The sequence below is a fragment of the Thermus caldifontis genome (genome assembly GCF_003336745.1).
GTDB lineage: Bacteria > Deinococcota > Deinococci > Deinococcales > Thermaceae > Thermus > Thermus caldifontis.
Window position 1 is genome coordinate 163,498 of the sequence record NZ_QGMX01000002.1, and the last position, 14,610, is coordinate 178,107.

General features: G+C 64.0%; 18 protein-coding genes. 11 read left to right on the top strand and 7 right to left on the bottom strand.

The window, feature by feature from the left end; translation table 11 throughout:
• Positions 1 to 24 precede the first annotated feature (24 nt).
• The 6 genes from DK874_RS04575 to DK874_RS04600 all read left to right on the top strand — a co-directional run bounded on the left by DK874_RS04575 (position 25) and on the right by DK874_RS04600 (position 4,368).
• The gene (locus DK874_RS04575; protein WP_114312850.1) at positions 25 to 891 is read left to right on the top strand and encodes a hypothetical protein; all 867 of its coding nucleotides are present in this window, start codon (positions 25 to 27) and stop codon (positions 889 to 891) included.
• 100 nt (positions 892 to 991) lie between these two features.
• Entirely contained in the window at positions 992 to 2,143 is a 1,152-nt protein-coding gene (aroC, locus tag DK874_RS04580; RefSeq protein WP_114312851.1) for a chorismate synthase, read from the top strand.
• A gap of 17 nt (positions 2,144 to 2,160) precedes the next feature.
• On the top strand, positions 2,161 to 2,715 hold the full coding sequence (locus DK874_RS04585; RefSeq protein WP_114312852.1) for a shikimate kinase: 555 nt from the start codon (positions 2,161 to 2,163) through the stop codon (positions 2,713 to 2,715).
• Positions 2,693 to 3,748, top strand: coding sequence for a 3-dehydroquinate synthase (locus tag DK874_RS04590; protein ID WP_114312853.1), 1,056 nt, complete (start codon positions 2,693 to 2,695; stop codon positions 3,746 to 3,748). Before DK874_RS04585 ends, DK874_RS04590 begins: the two co-directional genes overlap by 23 nt.
• Before the next feature lie 9 nt (positions 3,749 to 3,757).
• Positions 3,758 to 3,985: a type II toxin-antitoxin system Phd/YefM family antitoxin gene (locus tag DK874_RS04595; RefSeq protein WP_114312854.1), complete on the top strand. Its 228-nt coding sequence runs from the start codon at positions 3,758 to 3,760 to the stop codon at positions 3,983 to 3,985.
• Positions 3,973 to 4,368 carry a type II toxin-antitoxin system VapC family toxin gene (locus DK874_RS04600; RefSeq protein ID WP_114312855.1) on the top strand — a complete coding sequence of 132 codons (396 nt, stop codon included), beginning with the start codon at positions 3,973 to 3,975 and terminating at the stop codon, positions 4,366 to 4,368. Before DK874_RS04595 ends, DK874_RS04600 begins: the two co-directional genes overlap by 13 nt.
• 5 nt (positions 4,369 to 4,373) lie before the next feature.
• Here the strand turns inward: DK874_RS04600 and rsmF are convergent, their stop codons facing one another.
• On the bottom strand, positions 4,374 to 5,741 hold the full coding sequence (gene rsmF, locus DK874_RS04605) for a 16S rRNA (cytosine(1407)-C(5))-methyltransferase RsmF (RefSeq protein ID WP_114312856.1): 1,368 nt from the start codon (positions 5,739 to 5,741) through the stop codon (positions 4,374 to 4,376).
• A 185-nt stretch (positions 5,742 to 5,926) separates the two neighbouring features.
• Between rsmF and acpS the strand changes: the two genes are divergently transcribed.
• Positions 5,927 to 6,304: a holo-ACP synthase gene (acpS, locus tag DK874_RS04610; RefSeq protein WP_114312857.1), complete on the top strand. Its 378-nt coding sequence runs from the start codon at positions 5,927 to 5,929 to the stop codon at positions 6,302 to 6,304.
• Here acpS and DK874_RS04615 read toward each other — a convergent pair.
• Both DK874_RS04615 and DK874_RS04620 read right to left on the bottom strand, forming a co-directional pair.
• Positions 6,282 to 6,566, bottom strand: a complete 285-nt coding sequence (locus DK874_RS04615) for a DUF4870 domain-containing protein (RefSeq protein ID WP_114312858.1) — start codon at positions 6,564 to 6,566, stop codon at positions 6,282 to 6,284. The genes acpS and DK874_RS04615 overlap by 23 nt on opposite strands.
• A gap of 181 nt (positions 6,567 to 6,747) precedes the next feature.
• Positions 6,748 to 7,320: a 1-acyl-sn-glycerol-3-phosphate acyltransferase gene (locus tag DK874_RS04620; RefSeq protein WP_114312859.1), complete on the bottom strand. Its 573-nt coding sequence runs from the start codon at positions 7,318 to 7,320 to the stop codon at positions 6,748 to 6,750.
• Between the two features lie 79 nt (positions 7,321 to 7,399).
• On the opposite strand from DK874_RS04620, the gene der reads away from it, so the two are divergent.
• Entirely contained in the window at positions 7,400 to 8,698 is a 1,299-nt protein-coding gene (gene der / locus DK874_RS04625) for a ribosome biogenesis GTPase Der (RefSeq protein WP_114312860.1), read from the top strand.
• A 92-nt stretch (positions 8,699 to 8,790) separates the two neighbouring features.
• Here the strand turns inward: der and DK874_RS04635 are convergent, their stop codons facing one another.
• On the bottom strand, positions 8,791 to 9,546 hold the full coding sequence (locus tag DK874_RS04635; protein ID WP_114312862.1) for an SIR2 family NAD-dependent protein deacylase: 756 nt from the start codon (positions 9,544 to 9,546) through the stop codon (positions 8,791 to 8,793).
• A 44-nt stretch (positions 9,547 to 9,590) separates the two neighbouring features.
• On the opposite strand from DK874_RS04635, the gene DK874_RS04640 reads away from it, so the two are divergent.
• Positions 9,591 to 11,033, top strand: coding sequence for an NAD(P)H-hydrate dehydratase (locus tag DK874_RS04640; protein WP_114313008.1), 1,443 nt, complete (start codon positions 9,591 to 9,593; stop codon positions 11,031 to 11,033).
• A 103-nt stretch (positions 11,034 to 11,136) separates the two neighbouring features.
• Here DK874_RS04640 and DK874_RS04645 read toward each other — a convergent pair whose 3' ends face one another.
• Positions 11,137 to 11,385: a hypothetical protein gene (locus DK874_RS04645; RefSeq protein WP_162798717.1), complete on the bottom strand. Its 249-nt coding sequence runs from the start codon at positions 11,383 to 11,385 to the stop codon at positions 11,137 to 11,139.
• 1,125 nt (positions 11,386 to 12,510) lie between these two features.
• On the opposite strand from DK874_RS04645, the gene thrB reads away from it, so the two are divergent.
• Together thrB and DK874_RS04655 are read left to right on the top strand one after the other, a co-directional pair.
• Positions 12,511 to 13,389, top strand: coding sequence for a homoserine kinase (gene thrB / locus DK874_RS04650; protein ID WP_114312864.1), 879 nt, complete (start codon positions 12,511 to 12,513; stop codon positions 13,387 to 13,389).
• Positions 13,374 to 14,114: a DUF4388 domain-containing protein gene (locus DK874_RS04655; protein ID WP_114312865.1), complete on the top strand. Its 741-nt coding sequence runs from the start codon at positions 13,374 to 13,376 to the stop codon at positions 14,112 to 14,114. The genes thrB and DK874_RS04655 overlap by 16 nt, the downstream gene beginning before the upstream one ends.
• A gap of 57 nt (positions 14,115 to 14,171) precedes the next feature.
• Here DK874_RS04655 and DK874_RS04660 read toward each other — a convergent pair whose 3' ends face one another.
• Positions 14,172 to 14,255: a 30S ribosomal protein THX gene (locus tag DK874_RS04660; RefSeq protein WP_008632889.1), complete on the bottom strand. Its 84-nt coding sequence runs from the start codon at positions 14,253 to 14,255 to the stop codon at positions 14,172 to 14,174.
• A 10-nt stretch (positions 14,256 to 14,265) separates the two neighbouring features.
• Entirely contained in the window at positions 14,266 to 14,559 is a 294-nt protein-coding gene (gene rpsT, locus DK874_RS04665) for a 30S ribosomal protein S20 (RefSeq protein WP_114312866.1), read from the bottom strand.
• Positions 14,560 to 14,610: the final 51 nt, after the last annotated feature.

Here is a 14,610-nt window from a genome sequence, read left to right on the forward strand (position 1 = left end):
TAAAACAGGATAGAGGTGGCGAAAATGCAAGCCCTAATCCTTCTGGTCCTTCTCCTAACCCTCCTTTCCGGGTGCGGTACCCCCAGGTCAAAAGCCCAAACCAGCCCCCTGCCGAACCCGGATGGCTGGGCGGAACTGGCCCCTGGGATCCGCTACAAGATGGGGGAGGGAAGGGTTTCGCTTGAATACGACCCTCCCCTCTTCACCGCCCAAGGGGTGGCGAGGTTTGAAGGGTTTGCCCAAGAACAGATGGGCAAGGCCACCACGGAGGAGGAGAGGAGGTTTTGGGAAGAGGAAGTTGCGTTTGTAAAAGGGCAGTACGCCATTTGGTCGGACGAGGACCTGGTGGTCAACGCTTTGGAGTTGGCCTTTCTCGGCCAGTTTCCCCTCCCCCTGGACAAGGCCAACCGCCAGGCCCTGCGAGCCAAGCTAGAGGAGATTGTCCGTCTGATGAAGCAGGGCGTGGACCCCCAAAGCCTACCGGAACCAGAGCTTCCCCCCCAGCTCAGGACCCCTGACGGAGGAATGGTGGTAGGCCCGGACACCTTCCCCATCCTCATCCAAAGCCTTACACCCCAGTTCCTTTTCCCCTCCTGCAGCCTGGCGGCCTCCGCCATGCCCACCACGGCTTCACCTGGAGCCAAGGCCTATGCCATTGCCAGATGCAGTGATACCGTCGTTTGGGGTAGCACGGAATCCCGCACCGCAGCAAGGGCTGGCAACGATTGGGATTTCTGCCAAAACTCGGGCTGGCCCTTCTCCCAGTGCATGAGCGTAGCCTATGGCAGTACGGGCTGCTCTAGCGGTGCCTGGGCTGGTTATTACTACCATTGGCAGGACTTTAGACTATACAGTGGCAGTCGGTCTGCTTCCAACAGCCGCTGCCAGTAAATAGGACTCTTAACAAGGCTCTTCCCAGTTTCATCCAGGGGAGCTCTGCAAGCTTTTTCTCCCCGCCTAGCCTTGCCACGGCAACCCTTACAATAGGCCCATGAGGTTCTTGACCGCAGGCGAGTCCCATGGCCCGGAGCTTCTGGCCATCATTGAGGGCCTGCCCGCCGGCATCCCCCTCACCGAGGAGGACATCAACCCTTGGCTGGAGAGGAGGCAAAAGGGTTACGGACGAGGAAGGCGCATGGCCATAGAGACCGACCGGGTGGAGTTCCGGGCCGGCATTAGGGCAGGGCGCACCACGGGGGCCCCCCTGGCCCTGGCCATCAAGAACGCCGACCACCGCAACTGGGTGGAGATCATGGACCCCGCCCCAGGAAACGAACCCCGCAAAAAAGCCCTCACCGCCGCCCGCCCAGGCCACGCCGACCTCTCAGGAGGGATGAAGTACGGCCACAAGGACCTAAGGGACGTGCTGGAACGGGCGAGCGCCCGGGAGACCGCCATGCGGGTGGCCGTGGGGGCGGTGGCCCTTAAGCTCCTAAGCCTTTTGGGTGTGGAGGGGGTGGGATATGTGCCGGGCATGGCCGGGGTCTGGAGCCAGGTGCCCTTTTCCTGGGAGCTTCTTCCCCGTATTGAGGAAAGCCCCTTGCGCATGACCGACCCCGAGGCCGAGGCCCAGGTGATCCGCCTCATAGACCAGGCCAAGGCGGAAGGGGACACCTTAGGCGGGGTGATTGAGGCCCGCTTCCGCGGCCTGGTGCCCGGCCTAGGGAGCCACGTGCACTGGGACCGCAAGCTGGATGGCCGCCTGGCCCAGATGGCCCTTTCCATCCCGGCGGTAAAGGGGGTGGAGATCGGCCCCGCCTTCCAAAACGCCATGAAGCGGGGCTCGGAGGTACACGATGCCATTTACTGGAGCCCCGAGCGGGGCTTTTACCGAAAGACCAACCGGGCAGGGGGCCTCGAGGGGGGGATGACCACGGGGGAGGAGCTGGTCCTAAGGGCGGCTCTTAAGCCCATCGCCACCTTGATGAAGCCCCTGCCCACCGTGGACGTGGTGACCCACCAGCCCGCCGATGCCGCCCGGGAGCGCTCCGACGTCACCGCCGTACCCGCGGCCAGCGTGATCCTCTGCGCCCTTTCCGCCATCGTGCTGGCCCAGGCCTACCTGGAGAAGTTTGGCGGGGATACCCTGGAGGAGATCCAGGAACGGGTGGAGAGGTATAAGGCCCGAGTGCGGGCCTACTGAGGGATTAGGATAGGCCAATGGCCCGCCTGGAAGTCCCCCGCCCCGCCACCTTCGTAAGCCTCACCGGCTTCATGGGGGTGGGGAAAAGCCGCATTGGCCGGGAACTGGCCCGCACCCTCATGCTCCACTTCATTGACCTGGACCGTTACATTGAAAGGCGCACAGGGATTTCCATCCCCGATATCTTCCGCCACCTGGGGGAGGAGACCTTCCGAAAAATGGAACGGGAAGCGGTGGGGGAGCTTATCCAGAAGGAATACCTGGTCCTCTCCTTGGGCGGGGGAACCTTCATGGACCCGGAAAACCGCAGGAAGCTTCTCCATAGGGGCCCGGTGGTGGCCCTCTGGGCCAGCCCGGAAACCATCCTGGAAAGGGCCTCCCGCAAACCCGGGGAAAGGCCCCTTTTGCAGGTGGAAAACCCCTTAGAAAGGATAAGGACCCTCCTCGAGGCCCGCGCCCCCATCTACCGGGAGGCCCACATCCACGTTTCCACAGAGGGGCGGCGGGTGGAGGAGGTGGTGGAGGAGATCGTGGAGAAGCTCTGGGAGTATGCGAAGGCTAAGCGTGCATGAACCCGTCCCCTACCCCATCCTGATTGGGGAAGGGGTTCTGGAGGAGCTACCCCCCCTGGAAGGCCCCCTGGCCCTCCTCTACGACCGCCGGGTGGAAGGCTTAGCCCGGGAGTTGTCTGGGAGGCTAGGGGTAAAGCACCGTCTGGGTGTGGAAGGGGGGGAAGGAGCCAAAAGCCTGGGCGTGTATGGCCAGGTGCTTTCCTTCCTGGCGCAAAGGGCCCTCCCCCGGAACACCACCTTGCTGGTGGTGGGGGGAGGTACCCTCACCGACCTGGGCGGCTTCGTGGCCGCCACCTACCTGCGGGGCATCCCCTACCTCTCCTTCCCCACCACCACCTTGAGCGTGGTGGACGCCAGCGTGGGGGGCAAGACCGGCCTCAACCTCCCCGAGGGGAAAAACCTGGTGGGAGCCTTCCACTTTCCCAAGGGGGTATACGCCGAGCTCAGCACCCTTAAGACCCTTCCCCCCTTCACCTTCCGGGAGGGGCTGGTGGAGGCCTTCAAGCACGGGATCCTTTCCGGGGAGGAAGGGCTTTTAGAGGTGGAGGGCCTCACCCCCCAAAGCCCTCGCCTGGAGGCCTACCTGGCCCAGGCGGTGGCGGTGAAGGTGGCCATCACCGAGCGGGACCCTTTGGAGAAAGGGGAAAGAAGGCTTTTAAACCTGGGGCACACCCTGGGGCACGCCCTGGAGGCCTACACCCGCCACGCCCTGCCCCACGGGGCAGCGGTGGCCCATGGCCTCCTCTACGCCGCCCTTCTGGGCAGGCTCCTGGGGGGCGAGGACCTCACCCCCTTGGTCCTCCGCCTCCTCAGGTGGCTTAACCCCCCTCCCCTTCCCCCGGTTGCCTGGGAGGACCTCCTTCCCTACCTGCAAAGGGATAAGAAGAAGCTCTCCCAAAGCCTCCACTGGGTGGTGCCCCTGGCCCCGGGCCGGCTGGTGGTCCAACCCCTGCCCGAGGAAACCCTAAGGGAAGCCTTTGGCCTTTGGCGGGAGGTCCTCGAGGGCCTTGGTTTTTTTGACCAAACAAGTTAGTCTAATCTTATGCGCAGGGTGAGCGTACATGAAGCCAAGGCCAAGCTCTCCGAACTCCTAGAGGCGGTGCGCCGGGGAGAGGAGATCGTGATCACCCGTTATGGCCGCCCGTTGGCTCGCTTGGAACCTTGGGAAAAGGGGGTAAGGCTAGGCATCCTCGACCACCTGGGGCCTGTAGATTGGGAAGCCTTCCACGCCCCCTTGCCAGAGGAGGAGTTAACGGCATGGGAGGGCTAAGGCTTCTCCTGGACACCCATACCCTCCTCTACGCCCTTGTGGAACCAAAGCGCCTTTCCCCTCTCGCCCGAAGCCTACTGGAGGACTCCCAAAACACCCGTCTGGTAAGCGTGGCCTCCTTGTGGGAAATAGCCATCAAATCTCGGCTGGGCCGGTTTCCTCAGGGAGAGGCCCTACTCTCCGCTTATCCTGGATGGCTGGAACCTCTGAAAGCCCGGGAACTCCCTATCCAAGGCCCCCATGCCCTCCTAGCCCCCACCCTTCCTGGAGACCACCGGGACCCCTTTGACCGCATGCTGGTAGCCCAAAGCCTCTTGGAAAGGGCTGTCCTCCTATCTCACGATGAAGCCCTGCGAAGCCTGGGTGCTTCCACCCTATGGTGAAAGGCCTAAAGCCCCACCCCCACCGGGCGGAGCACCCCCGCCTTGGCCTTGCCGAAATCCAGGGGAAAGCTCCCCACCTCGGTCTTGAGAACCACCAGGGCGAGCGGAAGATCCTCCCCCTCCCAGGCCACCCCTTCCCCGGTGGCTAGGGCCAAGGCCCGGGGATCTTCCGGGGAGAAGGCCACCTGGGGAAGCTGGGGCCAAGGCAAGGTGGCGCCAAAGGCCAAGGCTAAGGCCTTGGCAGGGCGGAAGCGGCCCTTTTGCACCAGGCCCAGGTAAAGCCCAGGGGCCGGGGCCCTGATCCCCGCCAAGGAGGGTAGCTCCTCCGGCACCAGGTAAAGGTGGCCCGCGCGCTCCCAGATGGGCCCTTCCAGGGCCAGCCCCACCTCCTCCAAGAAACCCCCAAGGGCCCTTCGGGTCTCCGGGCCCAAGGGGGGGATACGCTCCTTAGGGGGCGTGCCCCAAGGGCCTTCCCCCTTGCGGAAGCGGGCCAGGAAGTGGCCCTCGCCTTCCAAGCGGTGGGGCCAAAGCCGGGCGGTTTTCCTTAGCTCGGGGTTTCCGTCCCCCCACTCCGGCACTCCCGGGGCAAAGAGGGGATGGTAACGGGCCTCCTCCAGGTGAAACCCGGGATGCTCCTTCAGGAAATGGGCCACCACCCCCTCGTTCTCCTCGGGGGCGAAGGTGCAGGTGGAGTAGACCAAGACCCCCCCTGGTCCAAGAAGCCTGGCCGCCTGGGAGAGAAGCCCTCTTTGCACCTCGGAAGCCCGCCTGGGGGCCCCAGGACCCCAGTGGCGGATGGCCTCGGGGTCCTTGCGAAACATGCCTTCGCCGGAACAAGGGGCATCCAGAAGGACCCGGTGGAAGTAGGCGCCAAAGGCCTCGGCCAAGGCCTTAGGTGGGGCCTGGACCACGGCTAGCCCCGCCCCCCAGCGCTCCACGTTTTCCAAAAGGCCCCGGATCCTCTTGCCGTCCACCTCGTTGGCCATAAGAAGTCCCCTTCCCCCCATGCGGGACAAAAGGTGGGTGGTCTTGCCCCCGGGGGCCGCCGCCAGGTCCAAAACCCGCTCCCCCGGTTGCGGGTCCAATAGCACCCCCACCGCCTGGGCGCTGGGCTCCTGGATGTAGTAAAGCCCGGCGTAGAAGAAGGGATGGGGCCCCGGCCTGGCCTCCGGGGGGTAGTAGAAGCCCTCCGGGCACCAGGGGATGGGCCTTAGGGGCCAGGGGGCGATCCTTTTCAAGTCCCCGGGGGAAAGCTTCAGGGTGTTCACCCTAAGGCCATAGCTCCTTTCCCCCTCCGTAAGGGCTTTTAGGAAAAGGGGAAACTCCTCCCCCAAAAGGGCTGCCATGCGGGAGAGGAAGGCCTTGGGCAACACCCACGTACCCTAGCACGAACCCACTCCCTGGCTCAAGGAACCTCCCCGGCTAAAATGGTCCCATGGCCCCTTGGGCGAAAAGGCTCACCCCCGGGACCCAGTTGGCCCTTAAAGGAAAAGGGCCTAGGGTACGGGGTAGGCCAGCTCCTGGCCATGGCGGGGGATAGCCGGGAACCTCACCTCCCATGATTCAAGCCATCGGTACCGACTTGGTGGACATAGACCGGGTGCGAAGGCTCCTGGGACGGCACGGGGAAAAGGCCCTAAAGAGGCTTTTTTCCGAGGAGGAGCTGAGCTACGCCCTCCGCCACCAGGACCCCGCCCCCAGCCTGGCTGCCCGGATCGCCGCCAAGGAAGCCTTCCAGAAGTGCTGGCCCGAGAGCCTTTCCTGGAAGGAGGTTTGGGTGGGGATGGAGGGGAGAAAACCGGTTTTGCGCTTTGCTCCTCGGGTAAGGGCCCGCCTCGAGGCCCAAGGCCTTAGGGCCCACCTCTCCCTAAGCCACGAAAGGGGCTATGCCCTGGCGGTGGTGGTCTTGGAGGCTAGGGCACCAGGCGCAGAATAAGGGCGTAGGTGTACGGTTCCCCCCTTCCCGCCGCCAAGGCCCCCCGGACCATGTTCCAAAGCATGAGGACTAGAAGGCCTAGGCCCAAGGGCACCGCCACCACCAACCCCACCACCGTGATGGCCAAAAGGAGGAGGCCCAGCCCGTAAAGGGTGTAGCTGATCTGGCCGTTCAAGGACTCCTTGGCGTGTGCCTGGACAAAGGCGCTTTTCGGCCCCCAAAGAAGGATGGCCAGGGGCAAGAGGATCTGGCCTAGTTCCATAAGGATAGCCTACCCTAAAGCCTAGAGCCTTTCCTGCCCCTCCTTGCGGCAGGGGTGGGAGGATTTGCCAGGGCCCCGGGCCTTGCCCAGTCCTACCCTTTCCCGCTAGATCGCGCCCGGTAGGTGCCCAAAGGCGTAGCTTGAAGAAGGGATTTACCGAGGCCCCCAAGGTGGGGTGGGATCAGGCGACCTCCTCCACCTCCTCGCGGATGCGGATGGGCCCCTGCTTTTCGGGCCTCAAGCCCACCTTGTCCTGGTAAAAGGCCCGAATAACCTCAAAGTCCCGCCTCAGGTCCCCGCTGGGCCAGAGGTAGCCGCCAATCCCCACCTCCTTCTTGCGGAAGTCCACGTAGCCCAAAGCGATGGGCACCCCCGCCTTCAGGGCCATGTAGTAAAAACCTGTACGCCAATAGGGCGCCTTCCCCCGGGTGCCCTCAGGGGTGATGAGAATGGCGATTTCTTCTTCCTGCCGGAAGATCTCTGCCACGCCCTCCACCAGGTTGTTTCGGCGAGAGCGGTCCACGGGAATACCCCCAAGAAGCCGCAAAAGCCAGCCCAAAGGGGGGCGGAAAAGCTCCTTCTTCCCCAACCACCGGGCGCGAATCCCCAGGGCCCAAAGGGCAAGAAGCCCCACGGGAAAGTCCCAGTTGGAGGTGTGGGGAGCACCGATAAGGACGTACTTCCTGCTGGGAGGAGGCAGCATGTGGTACCGCCACCCAAGGCTTTGCAAAACCAGGCCTGCCAGCTTCCGCATACCCTGAAAGTATACCCCCTGTGGTACACTGTTCCAAGGCGGGGTGGGGGCTTCCCCACCCCAGTTTTCTGGGGTGAGGATGCATAAGGTTGTCATCGTAGGCCGGCCCAACGTGGGCAAATCCAGCCTCTTTAACCGCCTCCTGGGCAAAAGGAGCGCGGTGGTGGCCGATGTGCCCGGGGTTACCCGCGACCTTAAGGAAGGTGTGGTGGAAAGCGAAGGGGGCCGCTTCCTCCTGGTGGACACCGGAGGGCTTTGGTCAGGGGACCGCTGGGAAAAGAAGATCCAGGAAAAGGTGGACCAGGCGCTAGAGGACGCTGAGGTGGTCCTCTTTGCCGTGGACGGCCGTTCAGAGCTCACCCAGGCGGACTACGAGGTGGCGGAGTACCTGCGCAAAAAGGGTAAGCCCGTGATCCTGGTGGCCACCAAGGTGGACGACCCCAAGCACGAGCTTTACCTGGGCCCCCTTTACGCTTTGGGCTTTGGCGATCCCATCCCCACCTCCAGCGAGCACAATAGGGGCCTCGAGGAGCTCCTCGAGGCCATCTGGGCCAAGCTTCCCGTTAAGCACATTGAGTCGGAACCGGAGGTGGCGGGCATTAGGCTCGCCATCGTGGGCCGGCCCAATGCCGGGAAAAGCAGCCTTCTCAACGCCATTTTGGGGGAGGAACGGGTCATCGTTTCCGAGGAACCCGGCACCACCCGGGACGCCATCGACGTCCACTTCACCTTCCGCGGCCAACCCTTCATCCTGGTGGACACCGCCGGCATCCGCAAGCGCCCGGAAACCCTGGTGGAGGAGCTGGCCATCCGGAGAAGCCTTAAGGCCATAGAGGAGGCCGACGTGGTCCTTCTGGTCATAGACCCCTTCCAGGTGGGGGACCGGGAGCTTAAGCTGGCCAATCACGCCCTGGAAAAGGGCAAGCCCGTGCTTCTGGTCATCACCAAGTGGGACCTGGTGAGGAAGGAGGAGGCCCCCAAGGTGCGCCGGGAACTCAAGGAAAAGCTTGCCCATCTGGAGCATCTGCCCCGGGTGTACACCTCCGCCTTTACCAAGCAGAACCTGGAGAAGATCTTCAGCGAGGCGGTGCGCCTCTTTGGGCTCAACCACACCCGCATCCCCACCGCCGAGCTCAACCGTTGGCTTTCCGTCTGGACCGCCAAGGTGCAACTCCCCAACTTCAAGGGCAAGCCCTTGAAAATCCTCTACGCCACCCAGCCCGAGGTGGCCCCACCCACCTTTGTCTTCTTTGTGAACCACCCCGAGTTCGTGACCCGGGCCTTTGAAAACTACCTGAGAAACCGCGTGGGTGAGGACCTGGGCCTTAAAGAGGTGCCCTTCCGCTTGGTCTTCCGCGGACGGAGGGAAGAAGGCTAAGGGCGGCTTCTCCAGCGCGCGGTAGCCCCAGGCCCTCCCCCACCCTAAGGAGGAGCAGGAGCACCACCCCAGCCCGGCCTAAGGTGGCCAGGTCAGCCAGAAGCCGAAGGATCAGGGCCGTCCTCATGCAAAAGCGCCTCCAAGCCCTCCACCGCTCCCATCCTCAAGGAGAGGTGGGCCAAGGGGGTAAGGGGGGTGGGCTCGGGGTTCACCTCTATCAGGTAAGCCCCGCCGGCATAGGCAATGCGGCCCAGGGAGGCGGCAGGCTCCACCTCGGCGCTGGTGCCCACCACCAGGGCCACATCCGCCTCGGCAAAGGCTTTCTCCGCCCGTTCCCAGGCTCCTTCCGGCAAGAACTCCCCAAACCAGACCACGTCGGGCCGAGCCCTGTGCCCACAAAGGGGGCAGAAGGGGGGAGGGGTGAAGGGATCGGGAAGGGCAAAACGGTGCCCGCAGGCCTCGCACCGGGCCCTTAGGATATTGCCGTGGAGCTCCACCAGGTTGCGGCTTCCCGCCCGGGCGTGGAGGCCGTCCACGTTCTGGGTCACCAGGAGAAACGCCCCGCCCCGGGAGAGGACCTGCTCCTCGAGGCGCACCAGGGCCAGGTGGGCGGGGTTGGGCCTGGCCTCCCGCACCTTGGCGATGCGCCAGGCGTACCAGGCCCAGACCCTCTCCGGGTCCCTGGCGTAGGCCTCCGGGGTGGCGTAGTCCAGGGGGTTGAACTCCTTCCAAAGCCCCTCGGCATCGCGGAAGGTGGGGATGCCCGAGGGCTTGGAGATGCCTGCCCCCGTCAGGACCGCTACCCTTTGGGCCTTCTTGAGCCTGGACCGGGCCTCTTTTAGTTCCATGGGGCGCCCCCTCCAGGAGTATTCTAGAAGCCATGGCCACCACCTTGAGGCTCTTCACCCCCGAGGCCATGCGGGAAGCCGACGGGAAGGCGGTGGAAATGGGCTACCCTTCCCTCCTCCTCATGGAGTGGGCGGGGATGAAGGCGGCATGGGTCTACCGGAAGCTTTTTGGAAACCGGCCCGCCGTGGTCCTCGCTGGCAAGGGGAATAACGGGGGGGACGGGCTGGTCCTGGCCCGGCACCTCTTTTTGGGAGGGGTGCCGGTGCGGGTCTATGCGGCGGAAGGCCAAGGGGGGGATGCCCTCTTGGTCCGGCAAGCCCTTCTGGCTCAGGGGCTAGAGATCCGCCCCCTCGAGGAGGCCCTTTGGAACCGGGAGGAGGTTCTGGTGGATGCCCTTTTTGGCACCGGCCTAAAGGGACCTCTGGAAGGCTTCTATGGCGGCCTGGTGGAGCGGATGAACGCCTCCGGGCTTCCCATCCTGGCCCTGGACCTGCCCTCGGGGCTTCCCTTCTTCCCCCACGTGCGGGCCACGGCCACCGTGGCCTTCGCCGCCTTTAAACCCCCCCATTTCCTCAAGCGAGAGGCCTGTGGGCAACTCTTCCTGGCGGATATCGGCCTACCCAGGTCCCTTTTGCAGCGCGAGGACCTGCCCCAGATCGCCACCCCGGAAGGGCTCCTTCCCCTCCTGCCCAAACGCCCCCTCACGGCCCACAAGGGAAGCGTGGGCCGGGTGGGGATTATGGGGGGTTTTCGGGGCGAGGGGCTTCGCTATGCCGGGGCCCCGGTGCTGGCTGCCTTGGGGGCCTACCGCATGGGGGCGGGGCTGGTGCACCTGGTAGCCCCTGAGGGCACCCCCTTGGAGCCCCTCGAGGCGGTCTTCCACCCCGTGCCCACGCCCTCCCTTCCCTCCATGCGGGTGGAAGCCCTGGCGGTGGGCATGGGCGGGGGACCCTGGGGACGGGAATGGGCCTTAGCGGCCCTGGAGGCCCGGCTCCCCACGGTGCTGGACGCCGACGCCCTGCACCTGGAGGTCCTCGAGGCCTACCGCAAAACCGGTGTACCCACCGTCCTCACCCCCCACGCGGGGGAGGCGGGAAGGCTTCTTGGGGTGCCTGCGGAGGAGGTGGCCGAAGACCCCATAAGGGCCGCCCAGGCCCTGGCGGAACGCACCGGGCTCACCGTGGTCCTCAAAGGGAACCCCACCGTGGTGGCCCAGGGAAGCCGGCTTTCCCTCAACCCCACCGGCAACCCCGCCCTGGCCACCGGGGGAACGGGGGATGTGCTCTCCGGAGCCATCGCCGCCCTTTTGGCGGCAGGCCTGGCTCCTTTTGACGCCGCCCGGCTTGGGGTCTACCTCCACGGCCTGGCGGGGGACCTCCTGGCGGAGGAAAAAGGCGTTGGCCTCCTGGCCCGGGAGGTGGCCGAGGCCCTGCCCCGGGCACGGACGGCCCTAGCCTCAGGCCACAGCACCCTGCCCCTCATCTAGAGGACTGGAAGTAGGCCGCGTTCATGGTCCCAAGAAGGGCGCTGGCAAAAGGCGGGCTGGAAAGCGGGTTTGCGCTCCGCTATCCCACCCCTATCGGCCCCCTTCAAACGCTGGAAATACGCCCTGGGCGGAAAAGAAGCAGGGCCAAGACAACCCCTATAGCGTAGGGCTCCGCGGCCAAATCGCCCATGCGATCAGCAAAAGCCCCGGGAGACACCAAATCCAGGAGGAAGTAAAGGAGGATTACGGCAATGAGGGAGAGGACCATGGCCTTCGGGGCGTTAAGGACCACGCCCCCATCCCAGCCCAGGTGGAAGGCCAACCCCGCACCCACGCCCAAGAGCAGTGGCAACCCACCCCAAATACCCCTCGGTTCGAGAAGAAACGCAAGAATCGTAAGAATCACAAATAACCCCAATGAGAGAAGCCTTTTTAGGATTTCTCGCTTCTGAAAGCGCATCCCAACACCCCCCTTCACCTGCACTGCATCTCACACGCCTAACGGCACTCAGTCTACCCAATCACCCTATTAACTTTGTACACCATGCCCCGACGGGCTGGCCCAGTTTCCAGGTCTTCCTCTGGGTATCGTCGAAGACGAGAAAGACCCCTTTGCTCAAGGGCTCAGCAAGCTCCGAACTCCGCCCGTGACCCCGGTACTTGTAGACGGCGTTGGGGTGGTAAGGATTCGGCTTTTTCCCTTTTCCCTCCTCCTGCCCTATACCAACAGAAGATAGCCGTACAATCTAGAGGTTGTGTGTCCGTCAGGGCACGAGAGAATATGCGATATACGTTATAGCCACAAGGGCACACGTATACGCCAAGCCCACAGAGCGATAGGTTAGCCAAACCATTAAGGCCAAGGCGAAGGCCACAAAGACGTCGTCTGCGGAAAACGTTCCACCCTTCCAATGCGTAAAAACACTATGAGCAAGCTCAAAGAAGACCACAGGAAACAGGGTATACCAACCTGCTAGCGCGGCTGCCCTTAGATGCCTGTTTAGTGCACGCAATATGTCTGACATCTCTCCTCCTGCCTCGGAAAGCATTCGTTTACCCAACCGAAAGCCGTACAAACGAATACTGTAGCTATGCAAGGGAAAGGATACGTCGAGCCGTAACCCGTGCAAACCGCTATGCCGGCTATACAGGCCCATTTCAGCGTGCAATCATACACGGTTACTGTTTAACATTTGGTAAAGCAGGTATAGCCTCCGCACACTGCCGAGCCCCCATTTCCCGGGTCCAAGCACTGGTTATCTAGGGGCTTTACCAACCCATCCCCCAAAAACGGGCAGGAAGGTCCTTCCGGGTACAAAGGCGCTTCCTGCCCCACGGCCACCGGTAAACCCAAGATAAGAGACACCAGCCCTCCTAGAATAACTGGCCTCATCATAGCACCTCCACCCCTAAGGCAGGGCTTCTTCTTGTCAAGGCCCCAGAAAGCTCCTGGTATTCTGGGGGCGGTGTAGAACATATGGATCACCCAGCCCGCCTCTATGTTCCCGCCACCCTGGCCAACCTGGGCTCGGGGTTTGACGCCTTGGGGGTGGCCCTGGACCTCTACCTGGAGGTGGAGGCCGAACCCGCCCGGGAGGACACCTTCCTCTACCAAGGGGAGGGCCAGGTGGAGGGCAAGGACAACCTGATCCACCAGGGTTACCGGGCAGGGATGAAGGCCTTGGGCCTACGGCCAGAGCCCCTTCTCATCCGGGCCTTCAACCCCATTCCCTTGGCCCGGGGGATGGGAAGTTCCTCCGCCGCCTTGGTGGCGGGGGTGGCCCTGGCGGACCGGCTTTCGGGGGAAAGGCTTGGGCGGGAAGGGGTCTTTCGGGTAGCCGCCAGCCTGGAAGGCCACCCCGACAACGTGGCCCCGGCGGTCTATGGTGGGTTCGTGGCGGCCCTAGCGGATCCTCCCCTGGCCATTCCCTTGCCCAGACCCGAAGGGGTCTTTTTCGTGCTGGCGGTACCCCCCTATGAGGTGCCCACCCCCCTGGCCCGGGCAGCCTTACCGGAGATGGTCCCCTTGGCCGACGCCGTCTACAACCTGGCCCGAAGCGCCCTTTGGCCGGCAGCCCTCTACTCGGGAAGGCTTGAAGCCCTACGGGAAGCCTGCCAAGACCGCCTCCACCAGCCCCACCGGGCCCACCTGATGCCGGGGGTTTTAGAAGCCATAAAAGGGGCCCTAGACGCCGGGGCCCTGGCGGCCTTCGTTGGGGGAGCGGGTCCCACCGTGGCCGCCCTGAGCCATGAGGATAGCCTGGAGGAGGTGGCCAAGGCCTTGGAGGGCTACCGGGGGGAGGGGCGTACCCTAATCTTGGGTATAGGGGAGGGATACTTCTGGAAGGAAACCTGAACGCCATCCCTCTTGTGGAGCTTTTGGAGCTGATCCACGGCCACCGGCGTTCCGGGGTCTTGGAGCTCTCCGTGGGTTACCTGCCCCTTTCCCTGCGCTTCACCGGGGGGGAGGTGGTGGGGGCGGCCATTCTGGACTGGGAAGGCCTCGAGGCCCTCTTCAGCTTCCCCTTGCATCCCCAGGAAGGGGTGTTCCGCTTCCAGATAACCCCACCCACCGGAGACAAACCCCTGATGCCCTTCTCCGCCCTTGTGGGGGAGTGGGCCCGGGTCAACGACGAGTGGGACCGGTTCCGTACCCTGGTGGACTCACCCAGCCGGGTCCTCGAGGCCATCCGCCCAAAGCCCCCCTACGAGGTCTTCCAGGGGGGGAAAAGCGTGCGGGCCGCCGCCAAGGCCTGGGAGGTCCCCCTCCTCATCGCCATGGAGCGGGCCTATATGGGGGTGAGGGAAGGGGACCTTTACCCCCTTCGCCGCTACGCTTGGTATGCCCTGCGCATCAAATACCAGGGGAAAAAGGGCAAGACCCTGGAGGAGTTCGGCCAACTCCAGGCCCTCCTGGACGGCAGCCGCAACCTGGGGGAGGTCATCGCCTCGGGGGTGCCCGTGGGCCTGGTGCGCCGCTACCTGGTGCAGGCCCTGGCCTCGGGGGAACTCAGCCCCCCGGGCCGGGGATGGCTTCTGCGGGACCTCACCTGGGAGATGGAAAAGGAAGAGGAAACCTAGAGAACACTCCTAGGCTCCAAACGAGCCTACCCCCCTGGCCTCGCCAGGGGGCTAGCCCTACTTCTTCTTGCGCGGACGGTACTTACCGTAGGTGCCCCGCCAGATCTTGCCCCTACGGGTGCGACGGTCGCCTTTGCCCATCCTCTTCCTCCTAAGCGCTCACCGCGGAAAGGAACTTCTGCACCTTGCGCATCAGCCGGGACTTCTTCCGGGCAGCCGCGTTCTTGTGCAAGGTAGAGCCCTTAGCCGCCTTATCTATAAGGCTTTGCGCCTGGCGCAGGATCTTCAGGGCTTCCTCCGCCTTGCCCTCCTGCGCCAAGAGAACGGCCTTCTTGCTCAGGGTCTTGATGGCCGACTTCTTGGCCTTGTTGCGAAGCCGGCGCTTCAAAGACTGCCGGTGCCGCTTCAGAGCGGAAAGGTTCTTCTTGGGCTTCTTCTGCGCCATCGTTCTCCCCTCGTGCCCCTTAGGGGCAGACCAGGCCTAAGTGTAGCATAC